This window comes from Citricoccus zhacaiensis (genome assembly GCF_014645315.1).
In the GTDB taxonomy this organism is placed as follows: Bacteria; Actinomycetota; Actinomycetes; order Actinomycetales; family Micrococcaceae; genus Citricoccus; species Citricoccus zhacaiensis.
In genome coordinates, this window is the sequence record NZ_BMLQ01000003.1 from 36,958 (window position 1) to 54,030 (window position 17,073).

16 protein-coding genes are annotated in these 17,073 nt (G+C 69.6%); 9 read left to right on the top strand and 7 right to left on the bottom strand.

Annotation, left to right across the window (positions count from 1 at the left end; all coding sequences use genetic code 11):
* Positions 1-14 precede the first annotated feature (14 nt).
* Together IEX49_RS05770 and IEX49_RS05775 are read left to right on the top strand one after the other, a co-directional pair.
* Entirely contained in the window at positions 15-1,034 is a 1,020-nt protein-coding gene (locus IEX49_RS05770; RefSeq protein WP_188805137.1) for an ABC transporter substrate-binding protein, read from the top strand.
* Positions 1,035-1,239: 205 nt separating this feature from the next.
* Positions 1,240-2,796 carry an acyl-CoA synthetase gene (locus IEX49_RS05775; RefSeq protein ID WP_188805139.1) on the top strand — a complete coding sequence of 519 codons (1,557 nt, stop codon included), beginning with the start codon at positions 1,240-1,242 and terminating at the stop codon, positions 2,794-2,796.
* A 97-nt stretch (positions 2,797-2,893) separates the two neighbouring features.
* Here IEX49_RS05775 and IEX49_RS05780 read toward each other — a convergent pair whose 3' ends face one another.
* Positions 2,894-3,922, bottom strand: a complete 1,029-nt coding sequence (locus IEX49_RS05780) for an ABC transporter substrate-binding protein (protein WP_188805141.1) — start codon at positions 3,920-3,922, stop codon at positions 2,894-2,896.
* Between the two features lie 232 nt (positions 3,923-4,154).
* Between IEX49_RS05780 and IEX49_RS05785 the strand changes: the two genes are divergently transcribed.
* On the top strand, positions 4,155-5,537 hold the full coding sequence (locus IEX49_RS05785; RefSeq protein WP_188805143.1) for an aminomethyl transferase family protein: 1,383 nt from the start codon (positions 4,155-4,157) through the stop codon (positions 5,535-5,537).
* 2 nt (positions 5,538-5,539) lie between these two features.
* On the opposite strand, the gene IEX49_RS05790 is transcribed toward IEX49_RS05785, so the two are convergent.
* The 4 genes from IEX49_RS05790 to IEX49_RS05805 form a co-directional block, all read right to left on the bottom strand.
* Positions 5,540-6,166, bottom strand: coding sequence for a PadR family transcriptional regulator (locus tag IEX49_RS05790; protein ID WP_188805145.1), 627 nt, complete (start codon positions 6,164-6,166; stop codon positions 5,540-5,542).
* A 206-nt stretch (positions 6,167-6,372) separates the two neighbouring features.
* Entirely contained in the window at positions 6,373-7,587 is a 1,215-nt protein-coding gene (locus IEX49_RS05795; RefSeq protein WP_188805147.1) for an aminotransferase-like domain-containing protein, read from the bottom strand.
* A gap of 120 nt (positions 7,588-7,707) precedes the next feature.
* The gene (locus IEX49_RS05800; protein WP_188805149.1) at positions 7,708-8,475 is read right to left on the bottom strand and encodes a GerMN domain-containing protein; all 768 of its coding nucleotides are present in this window, start codon (positions 8,473-8,475) and stop codon (positions 7,708-7,710) included.
* Positions 8,476-8,495: 20 nt separating this feature from the next.
* Positions 8,496-8,990, bottom strand: coding sequence for a helix-turn-helix domain-containing protein (locus IEX49_RS05805; RefSeq protein ID WP_188805151.1), 495 nt, complete (start codon positions 8,988-8,990; stop codon positions 8,496-8,498).
* Between the two features lie 58 nt (positions 8,991-9,048).
* Between IEX49_RS05805 and IEX49_RS05810 the strand changes: the two genes are divergently transcribed.
* The 4 genes from IEX49_RS05810 to IEX49_RS05825 all read left to right on the top strand — a co-directional run bounded on the left by IEX49_RS05810 (position 9,049) and on the right by IEX49_RS05825 (position 14,051).
* On the top strand, positions 9,049-9,894 hold the full coding sequence (locus tag IEX49_RS05810) for an HpcH/HpaI aldolase/citrate lyase family protein (RefSeq protein WP_188805153.1): 846 nt from the start codon (positions 9,049-9,051) through the stop codon (positions 9,892-9,894).
* A 139-nt stretch (positions 9,895-10,033) separates the two neighbouring features.
* On the top strand, positions 10,034-11,026 hold the full coding sequence (gene pdxS, locus IEX49_RS05815) for a pyridoxal 5'-phosphate synthase lyase subunit PdxS (protein WP_268237703.1): 993 nt from the start codon (positions 10,034-10,036) through the stop codon (positions 11,024-11,026).
* 49 nt (positions 11,027-11,075) lie between these two features.
* The gene (gene pdxT, locus IEX49_RS05820; RefSeq protein WP_188805154.1) at positions 11,076-11,714 is read left to right on the top strand and encodes a pyridoxal 5'-phosphate synthase glutaminase subunit PdxT; all 639 of its coding nucleotides are present in this window, start codon (positions 11,076-11,078) and stop codon (positions 11,712-11,714) included.
* Positions 11,715-11,801: 87 nt separating this feature from the next.
* On the top strand, positions 11,802-14,051 hold the full coding sequence (locus IEX49_RS05825) for an acyltransferase family protein (RefSeq protein ID WP_188805157.1): 2,250 nt from the start codon (positions 11,802-11,804) through the stop codon (positions 14,049-14,051).
* A gap of 19 nt (positions 14,052-14,070) precedes the next feature.
* Here the strand turns inward: IEX49_RS05825 and IEX49_RS05830 are convergent, their stop codons facing one another.
* Positions 14,071-14,784, bottom strand: a complete 714-nt coding sequence (locus tag IEX49_RS05830; RefSeq protein ID WP_188805159.1) for a GerMN domain-containing protein — start codon at positions 14,782-14,784, stop codon at positions 14,071-14,073.
* A 40-nt stretch (positions 14,785-14,824) separates the two neighbouring features.
* Here IEX49_RS05830 and IEX49_RS05835 point away from each other — a divergent pair, with 40 nt between their 5' ends.
* Complete coding sequence (locus IEX49_RS05835) at positions 14,825-15,370, top strand: DedA family protein (protein WP_188805161.1); 546 nt, start codon at positions 14,825-14,827, stop codon at positions 15,368-15,370.
* Here IEX49_RS05835 and ald read toward each other — a convergent pair.
* A complete protein-coding gene (ald, locus tag IEX49_RS05840; RefSeq protein ID WP_188805163.1) occupies positions 15,337-16,476 on the bottom strand; it encodes an alanine dehydrogenase in 1,140 nt (379 codons plus the stop codon). The genes IEX49_RS05835 and ald overlap by 34 nt on opposite strands.
* Positions 16,477-16,539: 63 nt before the next feature.
* On the opposite strand from ald, the gene IEX49_RS05845 reads away from it, so the two are divergent.
* A complete protein-coding gene (locus tag IEX49_RS05845; RefSeq protein ID WP_188805165.1) occupies positions 16,540-17,040 on the top strand; it encodes a DUF456 domain-containing protein in 501 nt (166 codons plus the stop codon).
* Positions 17,041-17,073 lie beyond the last annotated feature (33 nt).

Below are 17,073 nucleotides of genomic sequence, written 5' to 3' on the forward strand. Positions count from 1 at the left end.
GGAGAAGACTCGCCATGTTCACCAGAAGACTACGTACCGTAGCGGTCACTGCGGCAGCCCTGTTCGCCCTGACCGGCTGCGGTTCCGGCTCCCCCTCGGATGAGGCCGGAGACGGATCCGCTCCCGCCACCGACGGCGGATCCGGGGGCGCCGGCGAGCTGACCCCCATCGAGGTCGGGGTCATCCCGATCGTCGACGTCGCCTCCATCTACCTCGGTGTGGACGAGGGCATCTTCGAGAAGCACGGCTTGGATGTCACGCTGACCCTGGCCCAGGGTGGTGCGGCGATCGTGCCGGCGGTGCAGTCGGGGCAGATGGACTTCGGCTTCTCCAATGTCGCATCGCTGATCATCGGGCGCGACGCCGGCCTGCCGCTGAAGATCGTGGCCACCGGCCCGCAGTCCACCGGCAACGGCGAAGACGACGCGGCCGGAATCATGGTCCCGGCGGACTCCGACATCCAGGGGGTGGAGGACCTGGAGGGAAAGCGCGTCGCCGTGAACACGCTCAACAACATCAATCACGCCACCACCTACGAGGGCATCAAGCAGGCCGGCGGCAATGTGGAGAACGTGGATTTCGTTGAGGTGGGTTTCCCGGACATGCAGGCCCAGCTCGAGGCCGGCAACGTGGACGCCATCACTGCCGTTGAACCCTTCGTGACCATGGCTGAGCAGGGCGGCGCCCGGAACATCTATGGTTTCTTCGCCGAGCCGGTGAAGGACTTGTCCGTCTCCGGCTATTTCACCACGGACCAGATGATGGAGCAGGAGCCCGAGCTGGTGGAGCAGTTCACCGAGGCCATGAAGGAGTCCCAGCAGTACGCCACGGACCACCCGGACGAGGCCAAGGCCATCCTGTCCAGCTACACCTCGATTGACCCCGAGATCGTGGAGGAGCTGACCATGCCGCTGTTCCCGCAACTGCACAACATCGCCTCCCTGGAGCGCATGGCTGAGATCCTCCAGGAGATGGGCTTGATCGAGGAGATCCCCGCGACCGGTGACCTCATGGTGGACGGCGCGGGCCAGTAACCCCATCCCCACCGCATGCGCACCCTGCGACGCCGGCCCCTCCCGTTCTCCGGGCGGGGCCGGCGTCGTTCGCGGAGGCGGGAGGCGCGTGCCACGAATGTTCTCCACAATCGTTGAAATACTCAATGGAATGGCGCACAATGAGGGTGAGTGTGGTCCGCCGCACAACAGCCGTACGCCATACCGCCGCTAGGAGTAGGAACGCATGAACAACCGTGGAATCGGGGACTGGATCCACCGCCGCCGCATCAAGTCCGCAGGGCGGGTCGCCGTCATCAGTGCCGCCGGCGAGCTGACCTATGACGACTGGGCCGTTCGCATCGACCGCCTGGCGGACGCCCTATCCCGGCGCGGCGTGAAGCAGGGCGACCGCGTGGCCTACCTCGGTGAGAACCACCCCTCGTTCCTCGAGGCCCTGTTCGCCGTGGGCTCCCTCGGTGCGGTGTTCGTGCCCCTCAACACCCGCTTGGCACCGCCGGAGATCGCTTTCGCCCTCGATGACTCGGGCTCCACCGTGCTCCTGGCGTCGGCCACCATGGAGCCGTTGGCGGTCTCGGGAAGCCGGGGGACCGGCGTCGGGCTCCTGGCCCTGGTCCAGGACGGCACGCCGGTGCCGGCCGAGCGGCAGGAGGGGGACCTGCCGGCCCTGGAGTATGAGGACCTGCTGCTCTCCGGTGAGCCGGTCCACCCAGACGTGGCCGTGGACCTGGAGGACCTGGCGATCATCCTCTATACCTCCGGCACCACGGGAAAGCCGAAGGGCGCCATGCTGACGCACGGCAACCTGACCTGGAACTCCTTCAACGTCATCACGGACTTCGACATCATGTCCGACTCGGTGGCCCTGATGATCGCCCCGATGTTCCACGTCGCCTCCCTCGGGATGGGTGCGCTGCCGACCCTGCTCAAGGGCGGCACCCTGGTGCTGGAACCGCGGTTCGAGCCCGGGCGCGTGCTCGAGCTGATCGAGAAGCACCAGGCCACCTTCATCTCGGGGGTGCCGACCACGTATCAGCTGCTGGCCGAGCACCCGAACTGGGAGTCGGCGGACATCTCCTCATTGCGCCAGCTCACCTGCGGCGGCTCCGCCGTGCCGCTGCGCGTGCTCGAGGCCTACGAGAAGAAGGGCCTGTCCTTCACCAACGGCTACGGCATGACCGAGACGTCGCCCGGGGCCACCACCCTGCCCGCCCGCTACTCGCGGCCCAAGCAGGGGTCCGCGGGCCTGCCGCAGTTCCACACCTTCGTGCGGATCGTCGACCCGATGGGGGAGGTCTGCGCGCCCGGGGAGGTCGGCGAGATCCAGGTTCAGGGCCCCAACGTCATCAAGGCCTACTGGAATCGCCCGGAGGCCACGGCGGAATCCTTCGTGGAGGCTGAGGACGGCAGCTGGCTCAAGACCGGGGACATGGGCTACCGGGACGAGGAGGGCTTCGTGTTCATCTCCGACCGCCTCAAGGACATGATCATCTCGGGTGGTGAGAACATCTACCCGGCGCAGGTGGAGCAGGAGATCTCCCAGCTGGACGGCGTGGCCGCCGTGGCCGTGATCGGCGTTCCGGACGAGAAGTGGGGCGAGGTCCCGCGCGCGGTGATCGTGGTCCGGGACGGTCATGAGCTGACCGAGGAACAGGTCATCGGGCATCTCAACGGCACGCTGGCCCGCTACAAGATCCCGAAGTCCGTGGTGTTCACCGAGGAGATGCCGCGCACCGCCTCCGGCAAGATCCGCAAGCCGGACCTGCGCCGGCAGTTCGGCTGACCGCCGCGGCCCCGGTCCGGCATCCTGCCGGACCGGGGCCGCATCCGTGAGCGTGTCTGCCGTCCCAGGACGGGTTCGTCCTGGGGTCGAGGATGGTTCAGTCCAGGATGGTCTGGTCCAGGTCGGGCTCGGAGTCCAGGAAGCCGAACTTGTGGGCGGTGGCGCTGAGGTCCTCGAGGATGGTGCGGTCGAGCTCCCCGGAGAGGTACTCCAGGTTGAGTGAGTCCACCACCGCGGCGTCCATGCCGGTGTAGTCGACGATGGCCTCCCGGAAGGCGTCCTCATCCGCCATGGCCAGTTCGGTGGATTCCGTGATGGCGTCCCGGAAGGCCGCCACCACCTCCGGGTTCGCCTCGGCGTAGTCGCCGTTCGTGAACGTCACCATCGAGTACAGGCCGTCGATGGCGCGCAGGGAATCGCCGATGAACTGGACGCCCTCCTGGGCGCGGCCCTGGCTGAGGAACGGCTCCGGGATCCAGGCGGCGTCGATGTTCCCCTGCTCGAGCTGGGCCAACTGGTCCGGGAACCCGATCTCCGTGAATTCCACCTGCTCAGGATCGCCGCCGTCCGCCTCCACGGACTGCATGATGGTCAGATGCCCCTGGGTGTTCAGCGTGTTGACGGCCACGCGTTTGCCCTCCAGGTCCGCCCAGGAGGAGATGCCGGACTCCTCGAGCGCGATGACTCCGCTGGGGGCCTGGTCCTCCGGGTCGTCGACGTTCTCGTAGCTGGTGGAATACCCGGCGATGATCCTGATGTCCAGGCCCTGGCTGTTGGCCAGCAGGATGGACTGGGGGTTTCCGACGGCGAACTCGACCGTTCCGCTGGACACGGCCGGCAGGAGGGCCGCGCCACCCTGGCCCTGCTGGATGGTCACGTCGAGTCCGTGCTTCTCGAAGATCCCCTCGTCGATCCCCAGGGGAACGGCGGCCGAGGTCGCGATGGGCAGCAGGCCGACGGTCACCGGCGTCAGTTCCTCCGTGCCAGCTGCGGCGTTCTCGGCTGGAGCCGAGGAGCTCGTGCCGCTCGGGCTGCCGCCGGAACAACCCGTCAGCAACAGTCCCGCGGTGGCGAGGGTGGTCAGGGTGGTGAGCGCGGTGCGGATGATACGGCGAGATATGGCCATGGGTGGCTCCTGGGCGGTGAACGGTCGGGGATGACGTCACCCCGTCCGGCTGGACAGTGTGATGGCGATCACTCTGACATCATCCGGCCGAAGCCGGGGACACTTTTCCTTTCAAGGGGAACGCCGGTTTCGCTGACCGGCCGTCCTGTCTAGGTTGGACGCACCGGCCTCGTGGATCCCCTGACGACTGTCCGTGGGATCGAGGCCCGTCCCGATCGGGAGGATCATCACGATGTCACAGACCGAAGCCACTGAATCACTCGCCCAGGCCATCGAACGGACCGGAAACCCCGTCGAGTTCCTGCGCAACCAGGACTGGCCGTCCATCACCTTCCCCATCACCCCGGAGTTCACCAACTGGCGCGACGAACAGCGGGCCTGGCGGACCACCGTGGCGCTGATGGACCAGTCCCACCACATGACCCAGCTGTTCCTGGGCGGGGCCGATCTCCTGCCGCTGCTGGCGTCCATCTCCCCGAACACGTTCGTCACCTTCCGCCCCGGGGTGGCCAAGCAGCTGATCTCCGTGAACCAGGACGGCTACCTGATCGGGGACGGCATCCTGTTCTACCACTCCGAGGAGCGCGAGGGCCTGGTGCTCGTGGGGCACCACATCCTCATCGACTGGGTGCGGTTCACCGTGGAGAAGGCGCAGGCCGCCGGCCGGGACGTGCACCACCGGCTGGACCCGAACTCGAACATGCGCTCCGGCCCGCCCACCCTCTACCGCTACGAACTCCAGGGCCCGGAGGCGGACCGGGTGATGGAGAAGGTGTTCGGCGGCCCCGTGCCGGAGGTCAAGTTCTTCCACATCGCCGAGGTGCAGATCGCCGGTCGCACGGTGAAGGCCCTGCGCCACGGGATGGCCGGCCAGCCCGGCTTCGAGTTCTACGGGCCCTGGGAGGACCATGAGGCCGTCCACGCGGCCTTGGTGGAGGCCGGTCAGGAGTTCGGTCTCCACCTCGTCGGGGCCAAGGCCTATTCGAGCTCGCCCCTGGAATCCGGCTGGATCCCCACGCCGTTCCCCGCGATCTTCGGTGAGGACTTCGCCGAATACCGGCAGTGGCTGCCCGCGGCCCGGGCCGGGTCGATCGGCGGCTCTCTCCACTCCGAGAATGTGGAGGACTACTACGCCACGCCCTACGATTTCGGGCTGGGTCGCTCGGTGCGGTTCGACCACGACTTCCACGGCCGCGAGGCCCTGGAGCGGCATGCCGAGAACCAGACCCGGCGCAAGGTCACACTGCTGTGGAACGCGGACGATGTGGCCGGCGTCGTGAGATCCCAGGTCGAGGAGGGGACCCCGGCCAAGTACCTGGACTTCCCGAAGGCACGGTACGGCTTCTATCAGATGGACGAGGTGGTGCGGGGCTCGCAGCGGGTGGGCATCTCCACGGATGCCGGCTACGTGGCCTTCCCCCAGCTGTACATGTCCCTGGCCACCCTGGACGCGACCATCGCGGACGGCGAAGAGGTCGAAGTCGTCTGGGGCGAGGACCCGGTCTCCCGCAAGCCCCAGGTGGACCAGGGCCACCGGCAGGTGAGGATCCGCGCCACCGTGGCCCCGGCCCCCTATCAGGAGTACGCGCGGACCCGGTACCGGGACAACGGCTGACGTTAGGCGTCCTGGGCGCTCAGGGCGCCCAGTTCGTCCTGCGCATCCAGGTCGTCCAACTCGTCCAGGAGCTTCAGCCCCCGCTCGGCCCAGGCGATCTCCACGTCCGCGCGGTCCACGAGTCCCTCGTAGGTGAACCTCTTGAAGGCAGTGGTGCGGCGGTGCTGGGAGGCGGGGACGGTCTCGAGCCGGCGGTTGAGGGTCTCCGAGGTGCCGGCGATGACCTCGTCGATCTGCTGCTGCCACTGCCCGCGGAGCTGCAGGATGTGCTCCCGGTAGGCCGCCAACTGGTCGCGGGCGCGGTCCGGGGTGGCGTATTCGAAGTAGGCAGCCCGCAGGTGCATGGGGTCTCGGTCCCGGGTCCACTGCAGGTCTGAGTCCATCCACTCGCCGAAGGCCACGCGGCCCTGCTCGGTGATGGTGTACTCGATCTTCCGTCCCTTGCGGCCCCAGGGGACCTCCTCGGACTCCAGGAGCCCGTCCTGCAGCATCCGGCGCAGCTCCGGGTAGATCTGGGAATCGGGGGCGTGCCACACGTTGCCCACGGAGGAGCCGAAGCGCTTGGCCAGGTCATAGCCGGTCATGGGCTCCACGGTGAGCAGGGCCAGCAGCGCATTGCGCAGGGACATGTGGTCATCCTTCCTGCCGGACGCCCGGCTGTGGTCTGCTGCCTCGGTCTACTGCCTTGGGCTGCTGCACCGGGCGAATCGGTGATCCGCACCACTGTAACGGGCCGCGACGCATATACCTATGCCCATAGGGCCTTTGGGTGCAACGTGACGCTCGGGCGTCACACCGGTGGGACCGGGATCTCGGTGCGCTCCAGGGCTGCCGATCACGGGGCGTCTGGCAGGGCCCCGTTGAGCACCGGCGCCAGCCGGCGGACGCCCTCGCGCAGCGTCTCCGGTGCCACGAAGGAGAACGCGAGCCGGAAGTGGGGGTGGGGGCCGGCGTCGGGGGTGAAGGCGCCGCCCGGGACGAACACGACTCCGGCCTCCGCCGCCGTGTGCATCAGGGGCAGCGTGTCCAGCCCGTCCGGCATCCGCGACCAGACGAAGAAGCCGCCGGCCGGCCGGGTCCAGGTCACGCGCGGGTCCAGGGACTGCTCCATCTCGTCCACCAGGGCGTCGCAGCGGCGGGCGTACTCGGCGGCGCAACGGGCCACGTGGGCCTGCCAGTCGAAGCGGGTGAGGAACGCCGTGGAGAGCATCTGGCTGAACACCGGCGGGCACACGAAGGCCGACTCCGCCGAGAGGTAGAACTCGCGCAGCAGCGCCGGCGGCACCAGCGCCCAGCCGATGCGGACGCCGGGGGAGAAGATCTTGGAGACGGTGCCGAGGTAGATGACCTGGTCGCGGTGGGCGGCGGCGATCGGAGCCACGGGGCCGTCCTCGAAGCCGAGCTGGCCGTAGGCGTTGTCCTCCACGATGAGGACGTCCTCCTCGCGGCAGATCCGGGCGACCTCCTCGCGCCGCTCGGCTGGCATGAGCGCCCCGGAGGGGTTCGCGTAGGAGGGGATCGTGTAGAGGAAGGCGACCCGGCGCCCGGCGGCGCGCAACTCCCGCAGGGTGGTGCGCAACATCGCCGGGATCAGCCCCTCGTCATCCGTGGGGGTGGTCACGGCGTCCAGCTCCCACGTGTTGAAGGTGTTCAGGGCGCCCACGAACGTGGGGTCCTCCATCACGACGACGTCCCCCGGGTTCCCGAGCATGCGCGCCGCGGTGTCGATGGCCGCCTGGGAGCCCGGCGTGATGACCACGTGCTCCGGATCCGCCCTCGCGATCCCGTCCGCGGCCATCACGGAGCAGACCGCGTCCCGCAGTTCGGGGGTGCCCTGGCCGGCGCCATACTGCAGGCTGAGGTGGCCCTGCCGGGCGACGAGTTCCTCGGCGATGATGCCGAGGTCGGCCAAGGGCAGGTCGTCCAGCCAGGGGTTGCCCCCGGCCAGCGAGATGACCCCGGGGGTCATGGCGAGGTCGAAGACATCCCGCACCGCCGACTGCTTCACGCCGCGTGCGCGGTCTGAAAGGAACGCTGAAGGGCCGGCCATGAGGCCGATGCTAACAACGGGCCGAGTCGCGGCGGAAGGGGTGGCGGCAGGCCGGAGCGGGACTCGCGCCGTGCTGGATCAGCACAGGTTCAGCCCCGGAACAGCTCAGATCAGTCCCGATCAGCCCTGAGCGCCGTTGAGTTGGTTGGGGTCGCCGATCTCATCCAGCTCGTCGGAATCGCCGGTCCCGTCCTCGGGCGCGGCACCCTCCGTGTCCTCCGTGCCGAGCGATCCCTCATCGGGCGCCGGCTCGCCCGCCGGAGTGGTGAACTCCTCGCCCAGCTCCAGCTCGGGCAGGCCGAGGATCTCCTCGATCCGGACGCCGTTCACCAAGATCTCCGCGTTCTCCACCCCGGCCGCCGCTGCCGCGGTGCGGTTGAGCTGAGCCCGGATGCGGAACGACTCGCACTGACTGCGGGTCACCACGTCCCCGGTCAGCTCCACCGTCACGGTGTCACCCTCCACGCGGCTGGAGGAGTAGAGCAGGCCGTCCTCGGACGGGTCCAGGGAGTTGGTGATGGCCGGGTCGCCGTGGCTGTACTGCTCGTCGTCGATCAGGAAGCCGACCGCGGTACCCACCCGGTCCTCGGTCTTGACCGGCACGGACGAGGCGCGGACCAGCAGGTCCTGGCAGGCGACGTCCCGGCCCGTGGTCGCCGGGGGGAAGTCCCCGCTCAGCGCCACGAAGTACAGCGGCAGTTCCGCATAGCCGTTCGCGTTCGCCTCGGGGAGGGCCGTGCCGTCCTGGTCGGTCGGTGTCTCGTTGGAGGAAGGGAAGATCGAGCACCCGGCAAGCACGACGGCGGCCAGTGCGGCTGTCAGTCCCGCGGCGGTCCGGCGCAGGGCCGGGTGGCCGGACGCGTGGTCCGGTCGGCGTCGCGAGGTCATGGAACTCCTGAACGGCAGGGTTACGGCGGGGAATCCTGACTATCGTACTCCGCCCTCCCCGCCTCGCCGCTGCCGCGTTGCCGCACCCACGCGAGGACGTCATCGGGGTGGATCCGCCGGTGCGTCCCCCGGTATGTCACCGGGATCTCGCCGCGGTCCGCCAGTTGACGCAGGTAGGTGTTGGAGACCCCGGCCAGCCGTGCCGCCTGTGAGGTGTTCAGCCACCGGTCCTGCTCGGACACCGTCACCGCCGCGCCCGAGGCGAGCCGGCCGAGCAGCTCGAGCACCGCCGCGGTGGCCACCGGCCCGAGCCGCACCGTGGTGCCGTCCAACACCACGGTGGCGTCCGGCGTCGTGCTCGGCTGTCCGGCGGGTGCAGGGGAGCTGGCGGGCGCAGGGGTGCCGACCGCCGCGAGGCCGGGGAGGCCGCGGAGACCGGTTAAGGTCTTCCGCTCGGCCTCGTCGAGCGGCCCGACGGTCGAGCTGCGGGTGAGGATGGGGATCTCTTCGGCCATGGGCCCAACCCTAGTCAGGCTTACCCGGGGCGTCCGGTGCGCGGGTAGGCTGGGATCCATGCCCTTGCGTAACCGTCGTGCCGCCGCCCTGCCCGCCAAGTTGAGCCGTTCCTGGCTGCTGGTGAACGCGGCGAAGCCGGAGGATTTCGCCCCGGGGCTCGCCTCCGAGGCGGACTCGGTGCTGTTCGACATGGAGGCCGCGGTCCCGGCCGATCAGAAGGACGCCGCGCGCGCCAACGTGGTGGAGGCTCTCAACGGCGGCATGTCCGCGTGGGTCAGGATCAACGGGATCGACACCGATGACTGGCAGCAGGACCTGGAGGCCCTGTCCGGAGCGGATGGGCTGCGCGGTGTCATGCTGGCCCTGGCGGAGGAGCCCGAGCAGGTCACGCTGACCGCCATGCGGCTGCGCGCCGGCACCCCGGTGATCGCCCTGATCGAGACGGCCGTCGGGCTGGACAACGCCACCGCCGTGGCCAAGGCCCCCGGGACGTTCCGCCTGGCCTTCGGCACCAATGACTTCCGCAAGGACACCGGCATCTCGGACGACCCGATGGCCATGGCCTACGCGCGCTCGCGGCTGGTCATCGCCTCCCGCGTGGGCAAGCTGCCCGGCGCGATCGACGGCCCTCCCGGCGCGGCGGACAACAACGCCACGGTGGTCGAGTCCTCCCGCACCACCCAGTCCATGGGCATGACCGGGCGACTGTGCCTCAACCGCGAGCAGGTCGAATCCATCAACCTGGCCCTGTCCCCGTCCGAGGACGAGGTCTCCTGGGCCGTGGACATGCTGCAGGCGCACCAGGCCGGGGCCTCCGTGGGCGATGGCTCCTACCTGCCCCGCCTGGCCCGCGCGCAGAAGATCGCCGACCTGGCCGATTCCTACGGGCTCTGGAACGCCTGAGACCTCAGTCGGGCGTCACGCTTCGTCACCGGCGAACACCGAACACGCCGCACCCGGTCCTGGTGCGGGTAGATTCTCTACCCGAGAGCACCGGTGTGATCCCCTCCACCCCGGCCGGCCGCACCCGCAAAGGAACACCATGAACAACACCCCTGAATCCACTGAGCCCACCGAGTCCGCCATCGGTTCCTACACCTCAGACGCCTCCACCCCGGCCCCGGGCTCCATCGCCGATTCCGGACAGGGCTCGCCCCGCACCGGCACCGCCCGGGTGAAGCGCGGCCTGGCGGACATGCTCAAGGGCGGCGTGATCATGGATGTGGTCACCGCCGAGCAGGCCAAGATCGCCGAGGACGCCGGCGCCGTGGCCGTCATGGCCCTCGAGCGCGTCCCCGCGGACATCCGCGCCCAGGGCGGTGTGGCCCGCATGTCCGATCCGGACCTGATCGACGGGATCGTCGAGGCCGTCTCCATCCCGGTCATGGCCAAGGCCCGCATCGGCCACTTCGTGGAGGCCCAGGTCCTGGAGGCGCTCAAGGTGGACTACATCGACGAGTCCGAGGTCCTCTCCCCGGCCGACTACATCAACCACATCGACAAGTGGGACTTCACCGTCCCCTTCGTCTGCGGCGCCACCAACCTCGGCGAGGCCCTGCGCCGCATCACCGAGGGCGCGGCCATGATCCGCTCCAAGGGCGAGGCCGGCACCGGGGACGTCTCCGAGGCCGTCAAGCACATCCGCACCATCCGCGGCGAGATCGCGAAGCTGTCCGCGCTGAGCAAGGACGAGCTGTACGTGGCCGCCAAGGAGCTCCAGGCGCCCTACGAGCTGGTGGCCGAGGTCGCCCGCGAGGGCAAGCTGCCCGTGGTGCTCTTCACCGCCGGCGGCGTGGCCACGCCCGCCGATGCCGCGCTGATGATGCAGCTCGGCGCGGACGGCGTCTTCGTGGGCTCGGGCATCTTCAAGTCTGGCAACCCCGCGGCCCGCGCCGCCGCGATCGTGCGCGCCACGGCCCAGTACAACGACGCCGGCGCGGTCGCCGAGGCCTCGCGCGGTCTCGGTGAGGCGATGGTCGGCATCAACGTCGGCGACCTGCCCGCCCCGCACCGCCTCGCCGACCGCGGTTGGTGAGCGCTCACCCTGCCGCGCGAGGCAGGACAGTGGGTCGGAGGATGCACCGGTGACGGGCGGGGACGGCACCGGGAGTCTCGTCGGGGTCTTCGCCCTCCAGGGGGACGTGGCCGAACACGTGCGGGTGCTGACCGCGCTCGGCGCCCGGGTTCGCCCGGTGCGTTCGGCAGCCGATGTGGCCGGGCTGGACGGCCTGGTCATCCCCGGCGGAGAGTCCTCCGTGATGGACAAGCTCTCCCGGTTGCTCGGCGTGGCTTCGGCCGTCCGGCAGGCGATCAGGGAGGGCCTGCCCGTCTACGGCACGTGCGCCGGGATGATCATGCTGGCCGAGACGATCGCCAACCCGATCGCGGGGCAGCAGAGTTTCGGCGGGCTGGACATCACCGTGCAGCGCAATGCCTTCGGCGGGCAGGTGGAGTCCTTCGAGACCGCCCTCGAGGTGCCGGAAGTCTCCGGGGACCCCGTGCACGCTGTCTTCATCAGGGCCCCCGCGGTGCTGCGCGCGGGACCGGACGTGCAGGTGCTGGCGAGCGTGCCGACGTCGCGACTGGAATCCGAACGGCCGGCAGAAGCCGGACCGGTCCCCGTGGCCGTGCTGCAGGAGAGCCTGCTGGCCACGAGCTTCCACCCGGAGGTCACCGGCGACTGGTCCTTCCACCGCTACTTCCTGGAACACGTGATCCGCTGACCGGAGCCCGCCCTTCGACGTCGGTTCAGTGTCGGTTCAGCGTCGGTCGGATAGAGTACTTCGCGTTCCAGCAGAGTCGGAGAAGTCGTGTCACCAGGTTCCACAGCGCCTCACCCAGGCACCCGGTTCCGGTCCGATATCCAGGGACTCCGTGCCCTGGCGGTGCTGCTCGTCCTCCTCTACCACGCTGGCCTGCCGTTCGCCCCCGGTGGGTACGTGGGCGTGGACATCTTCTTCGTCATCTCCGGTTACCTCATCACGTCCGGGCTGCTCGCCCGCATCCGGGAGCACGGCCGGCTGGACCTCGTGGACTTCTACGGGCGGCGTGTCCGGCGCATCCTCCCTGCGGCCCTGGTGGCCCTGACCGGCACGGTGCTGCTGACCCTGGCGATCCTGCCGCGCTCCCGCTGGGATGCGATCGCCACCGAGGCCACGGGCAGTGTGCTGTTCGTGGTCAACTGGATCCTCGGGCAGGGGTCCACGGACTACCTGCGCCAGGACGAGGCCGCCAGCCCGCTGCAGCACTACTGGTCGATCGCCGTGGAGGAGCAGTTCTACCTGCTCTGGCCCCTGGTGCTCATCCTCGTCCTGGTGATCGCCGGGTGGCGTCACGCCCGTCAGGACCGTCCCGACGGCGGCAGGTCCCGGCACCGTGCCGCGTCCAGTCTCGCGGTGCTCCAGCGCCAGTGGATCGTGGGGGCCGCGGTGGTCCTGTTCATCGGCTCACTGGTGCACTCCCTGCACCTCACGGCGGTGAATCCGGGGATGGCCTACTTCGCCACCACCACCCGCGTCCACGAGCTCGGGATGGGCGTGCTCCTGGCCCTGTTCGCCACCCGGTTGGCGAACCTGCCCCGGCGGTGGACCCTGTCCCTGGGCTGGGCCGGACTGGCCGCCATGATCGGGGCCGGCGTCTCCTTCAGCGGAGCGACGTCCTTCCCCGGCGTCGCGGCCCTGGTGCCAACCCTCGGTGCTGCGGCCGTCATCGTCTCCGGCCTGAATGCCCAGGAGCGCGTCGGCGTCGGCTCGCTGTTGTCCCTGCGTCCCGTGACCGTCGTCGGGGACCTCTCCTACTCGCTGTACCTGTGGCACTGGCCGCTGATCGTCATGGCCACGTTCCTCTTCGGCGGACTGCCCTGGTACATCGGGCTGATGACGGCGGCCCTGGCCTTCCTGCCGGCCTGGGCCAGCTACCGGTGGGTGGAGAAGCCGTTCCAGCGGTGGACCGTCGTGCGGCCCCCCGGAAAGGCGATCCAGGTCGGTCTCGCCGCCTCGCTGGCGGTCATCGTCGGGACGGCGTCCCTGGACATCGCCACATCCCGAACCGGCCCCCATGGCTGGCAGCCACCCACCTATGCGGAGGCGTTGGACCAGGCTGCAGCGGAGCAGTCGGAGCGGGGCGTAGAGGACCAGGCGGGCGAGCCGGACCAGCCGGTTCCGTCGGGCCAAGCCGCCGAAGGCGACCACGGCACCGAGGGCTCCGGGGTGGGACCGGCGCTGCTCGGGGGTGAGCTGCTGCAGGCGGATCCGGAAGCTGCCTTGGGCCGCACTCCGCTCGAGGCGCTGCTGCCCGGGGCGGACACCGTTGACCTCGACCTGCCGGAGGCCTACGCGCAGGACTGCGTGCAGAGTGATCGGGAGACCGATCCACGCGCCTGCACCTATGGCCCGGATGACGCGGAGTTCCGCGTGGCCCTGACCGGCGACTCCCATGCGGCCCAGTGGCAGGCCGCCGTGAATCGGCTGGCCGCGGAGAACGGCTGGCAGGTCCGCACCTACCTGAAGTCCTCCTGCCCACTCACCGGTGGCCAGGTGTTGCTGGAGGGAGACGTGTTCTCTGAGTGCGAGCAGTGGAACGCCGGGGTGATGGAGGAGTTGCGGGCCGGGGACTATGACCTCGTCCTGACGTCGTCCTTCACCTACGAGTCACCCGAGGACCAGAGGTCCGTGCCGGAGGGCCACGCCGCAGCGTGGAACGCGCTGGCGGAGAGCGGGATCCCGGTCGGCGTGATCATCGACCCGCCGATTCCCGGCTACAACATCCCGGAGTGCATCGAGACCCGCCCGGACACCTATGTCCAGGAGTGCGGCTTCGCCGAGAACGAGGCCGAGCCCTCGGGGTCAGAGCAGCAGCGGGAGGCTCTGGAGCGTGCCGCGTCCGCGGTTCCCCTGGACGTGGTCGGCGGCATCTGCCCGGACGGCACCTGCCCCGCGGTCATCGGAACGGTGGTGGTGTGGCGGGACAAGAACCACCTCACCTCAACGTATGCCGAGTCGATGGCCCCTTGGCTCGGTCAGGTCCTCGAGGGACAGGGCCTGGTTCCGGCACTCCGATAGGAGAAGGCCCCGCCCGCGGTCAGGAGCCCTTCTGGCTCATAGCCTCCTGGATCGGGGTGCCCTCGAGGAGGATCTCGGCGGTGTAGACGCCGGCATTGGCCAGGGCGGTGTTCTCCAGCTGGGCGATGATGCGCGGATCGTCGCAGGTGCCTGAGGAGATCGGGGTGCCGGACAGGTCCACGGTCACGGTGTCGCCGGAGATGGAGATCTCCGTGACCTCGAGATCGGACTGGTAGAGCGAGTTGGTCAGTCCGGAGCCGACCTCGTACTCGGTCTGGTCCATCAGCACCTGGAGGCCGGCCTCCACGAAGGATGGATCCCCGACGTCTCCGGCACCCGAGACCGGTGCGGTGGACTCCATCAGGCTGCTGTCCCCACACCCCGGGAATTCGATGCCCTCGAGGTTGTCCATCGCCACCCAGTACACGGTGGCCTCCGTGGCGCCCTGGGCGGTCTCGGATGCGGAGGCGGAACCTGAAGCTGAGGCCGAACCGGACGGGGTCGAACTGGCCGAGGGCGAGGCGGTGGCAGAATCGCTCGGCGACGCTGACTCCGTCGCCGGCATCGACTCAGTGGCCGACGCGCTGGCGCTGGCGGTGTCACTCGGGGAGGGGGTGGGACTCTCGGAGTCCTCGCTGCCGCTCGGTCCGCAGGCGGTCAGGCCGAGGGACAGCACGGCGGTCAGGGCCGCAGTGGCAAGGAGCGGGCGTCGGGCGGTTCGCGTCTGACTCATACCCCTGAGCCTAGACGAGGCTGGCGCCTAGACTTGCCCCATGATGGACTGGATCGCCTCCCTGCCGCTGGTCTGGGCCATCCTCCTGTTCTGGGGCGGCGCCATGTGCCGCTCCACCGCCACGTACGCCCTCGGCCGGGGAATCGCCGCCGGAGCCGAGCACACGGCCCTGCGCCGCTACATGTCCGGCCCGGTCTACCTGCGCGCCATGCGGTTCATCGACCGCTGGGGGCCCTGGGCCATCCCCTTCTGCTTCCTGACGGTCGGCATCCAGACCGCGGTCATCGGTACGGCCGGCGTGACCCGCATGAGTTGGCGCCGGTTCCTCCCCGCCGCCCTGCTCGGATCCCTGATCTGGGGCATCATCTACGGGACCATCGGCATGGCCGTCGTCTGGGCGGTCATCACCACGGCCCTGGCGAGCCCGGTGGCGCTGCTCGCGCTGGTCCTGGCGCTGGCCGGCGTCGTGGTGCTGATCCTGTGGCGTACGGGAGGCCTCGCCCGGTTGCGGGCCTCGCGTGCCCAGCGCCGGGCCCACCGGGCGGCCCGGATTCAGGCGGACACCACGTCCGACGCCGGCCGGTAGTCCAGCTGCGGGTCCAGCCCCAGCGGTCCGGCCACGGCGTCGGTGACCCCCTGATGGGTGAGGACGCCCTCGTGGGCGTTCAGCCCGGACAGCAACCCCTCGTCCGCGGCGAGTGCCTCACGCCAGCCGTGGTCGGCGATCCGCAGGATGTAGGGCAGCGTGGCGTTGGTGAGGGCCGCCGTCGAGGTCTGGGGGACGGCCCCGGGGATGTTGGCCACGCAGTAGTAGATCTGCTCACCCACCCGGAAGGTCGGTTCCTGGTGGGTGGTGGGCCGGGAGTTCTCGAAGCAGCCGCCCTGGTCGATCGCGATGTCCACGAGCACGGAGCCGGGGCGCATGGACGCCACCATGTCCGCGGTGACCAGCTTGGGGGCGGCCGCGCCGGGGATGAGCACCGAGCCGATCACCAGGTCGGCATCCGCCACGGTCTCGGCGATGTGCATCTTCGAGGAGGCCAGCGTGTGCAACCGCCCCTGGTGCGCGGTGTCCAGTTCGGTGAGGCGGTTGAGGTTGATGTCCAGGACGGTCACGTCGGCGCCCATGCCGGCGGCGACCACGGCGGCGGCCTCCCCGGCGACGCCGGCCCCGATCACCGCCACGCGGGCCCGCCGGGTTCCGGGCACGCCGCTCATGAGGATGCCGGAGCCTCCCTGGGCCTGGGTCAGGTGGTAGGCGCCGGCCAGGGGAGCGAGGCGTCCGGCGACCTGGCTCATGGGGGCCAGGAGTGGCAGTGCGCGCCCGCGGGTGACGGTCTCGTAGGCGATGGCCGTGGTGCCGGATTCGAGCACGGCGTGGGTGAGCTTCGGATCAGCGGCCAGGTGCAGGTAGGTGAACAGCGTCTGTCCCCGGCGCATCAGGTGCCATTCGGGGCCCACCGGCTCCTTGACCTTGAGCACCAGGTCGGCCTGGTCCCAGATCTCCTCGGCCGAGGGCACGATCCGCGCCCCGGCCTGCCGGTAGTCCTCGTCCGGGGTGCCTGAGCCGAGCCCGGCCCCGGACTGGACCATGACCTCGTGCTGGTGGTGGACGAGCTCCGTGACGCCGACGGGGGTGAGGCCGACGCGGAACTCGTTGTTCTTGATTTCAGTGGGGACGCCGATGAGCATGATTCGACGTTAGCCTGCCGGGCCCGTTTCGGGGAGGGGCGATGCCGGCACCATACTGGGCACGTGGACTACGAGATCATCACCACTGTCATCGCCGGGTTGCTGTTGGTGGTGGCCGTGCTCGGCACCATCATCCCGATCCTGCCCGGTTCCATCCTGACCGTCATTACGCTCATCGGCTGGGCCTGGGTCCTCGGCTCGCCCGCCGCCTGGACCGCCGCGATCATCGGCGCGGGCCTGGCCATCGCCGGCCTGAGCGCTTCAGCAGTACTGACCGGCCGGAAGATGAAACGCGAGCAGATTCCGAACGGCCCCGTCCTGGTGGGGGTGGTGTGCGCGATCGTGGGCATGTTCGTGATCCCCGTGGTCGGGCTTTTCGTCGGCTTCGCCGTGGGCCTGCTGGCGGCGGAGTTCGCCCGGCGCCGCGACTTCAAGGCCGCTGCGCGATCCTCCTGGGAGGCGCTGAAGTCCATGGGACTCGGCATCCTCGTGGAGTTCGGCTGCGCCTCGCTGGCCGCTTCGTCCTTCGCCATCGGCACTCTGGTGCACTTCCTCAACCGCTGAGACGCCAGAACAACGACGGCGGCGCGTCACCTT

What these genes read in the sequence shown, in the direction of transcription:
- ald (WP_188805163.1), bottom strand. Translation starts at nt 16,476, where the DNA reads ATGCTCATCGGCGTCCCCACTGAAATCAAGAACAACGAGTTCCGCGTC.
- IEX49_RS05835 (WP_188805161.1), top strand. Translation starts at nt 14,825, where the DNA reads ATGATGGACTGGATCGCCTCCCTGCCGCTGGTCTGGGCCATCCTCCTG.
- IEX49_RS05770 (WP_188805137.1), top strand. Translation starts at nt 15, where the DNA reads ATGTTCACCAGAAGACTACGTACCGTAGCGGTCACTGCGGCAGCCCTG.
- IEX49_RS05830 (WP_188805159.1), bottom strand. Translation starts at nt 14,784, where the DNA reads ATGAGTCAGACGCGAACCGCCCGACGCCCGCTCCTTGCCACTGCGGCC.
- IEX49_RS05800 (WP_188805149.1), bottom strand. Translation starts at nt 8,475, where the DNA reads ATGACCTCGCGACGCCGACCGGACCACGCGTCCGGCCACCCGGCCCTG.
- IEX49_RS05790 (WP_188805145.1), bottom strand. Translation starts at nt 6,166, where the DNA reads ATGTCCCTGCGCAATGCGCTGCTGGCCCTGCTCACCGTGGAGCCCATG.
- IEX49_RS05795 (WP_188805147.1), bottom strand. Translation starts at nt 7,587, where the DNA reads ATGGCCGGCCCTTCAGCGTTCCTTTCAGACCGCGCACGCGGCGTGAAG.
- IEX49_RS05785 (WP_188805143.1), top strand. Translation starts at nt 4,155, where the DNA reads ATGTCACAGACCGAAGCCACTGAATCACTCGCCCAGGCCATCGAACGG.
- pdxS (WP_268237703.1), top strand. Translation starts at nt 10,034, where the DNA reads ATGAACAACACCCCTGAATCCACTGAGCCCACCGAGTCCGCCATCGGT.
- IEX49_RS05810 (WP_188805153.1), top strand. Translation starts at nt 9,049, where the DNA reads ATGCCCTTGCGTAACCGTCGTGCCGCCGCCCTGCCCGCCAAGTTGAGC.
- IEX49_RS05805 (WP_188805151.1), bottom strand. Translation starts at nt 8,990, where the DNA reads ATGGCCGAAGAGATCCCCATCCTCACCCGCAGCTCGACCGTCGGGCCG.
- IEX49_RS05775 (WP_188805139.1), top strand. Translation starts at nt 1,240, where the DNA reads ATGAACAACCGTGGAATCGGGGACTGGATCCACCGCCGCCGCATCAAG.
- IEX49_RS05780 (WP_188805141.1), bottom strand. Translation starts at nt 3,922, where the DNA reads ATGGCCATATCTCGCCGTATCATCCGCACCGCGCTCACCACCCTGACC.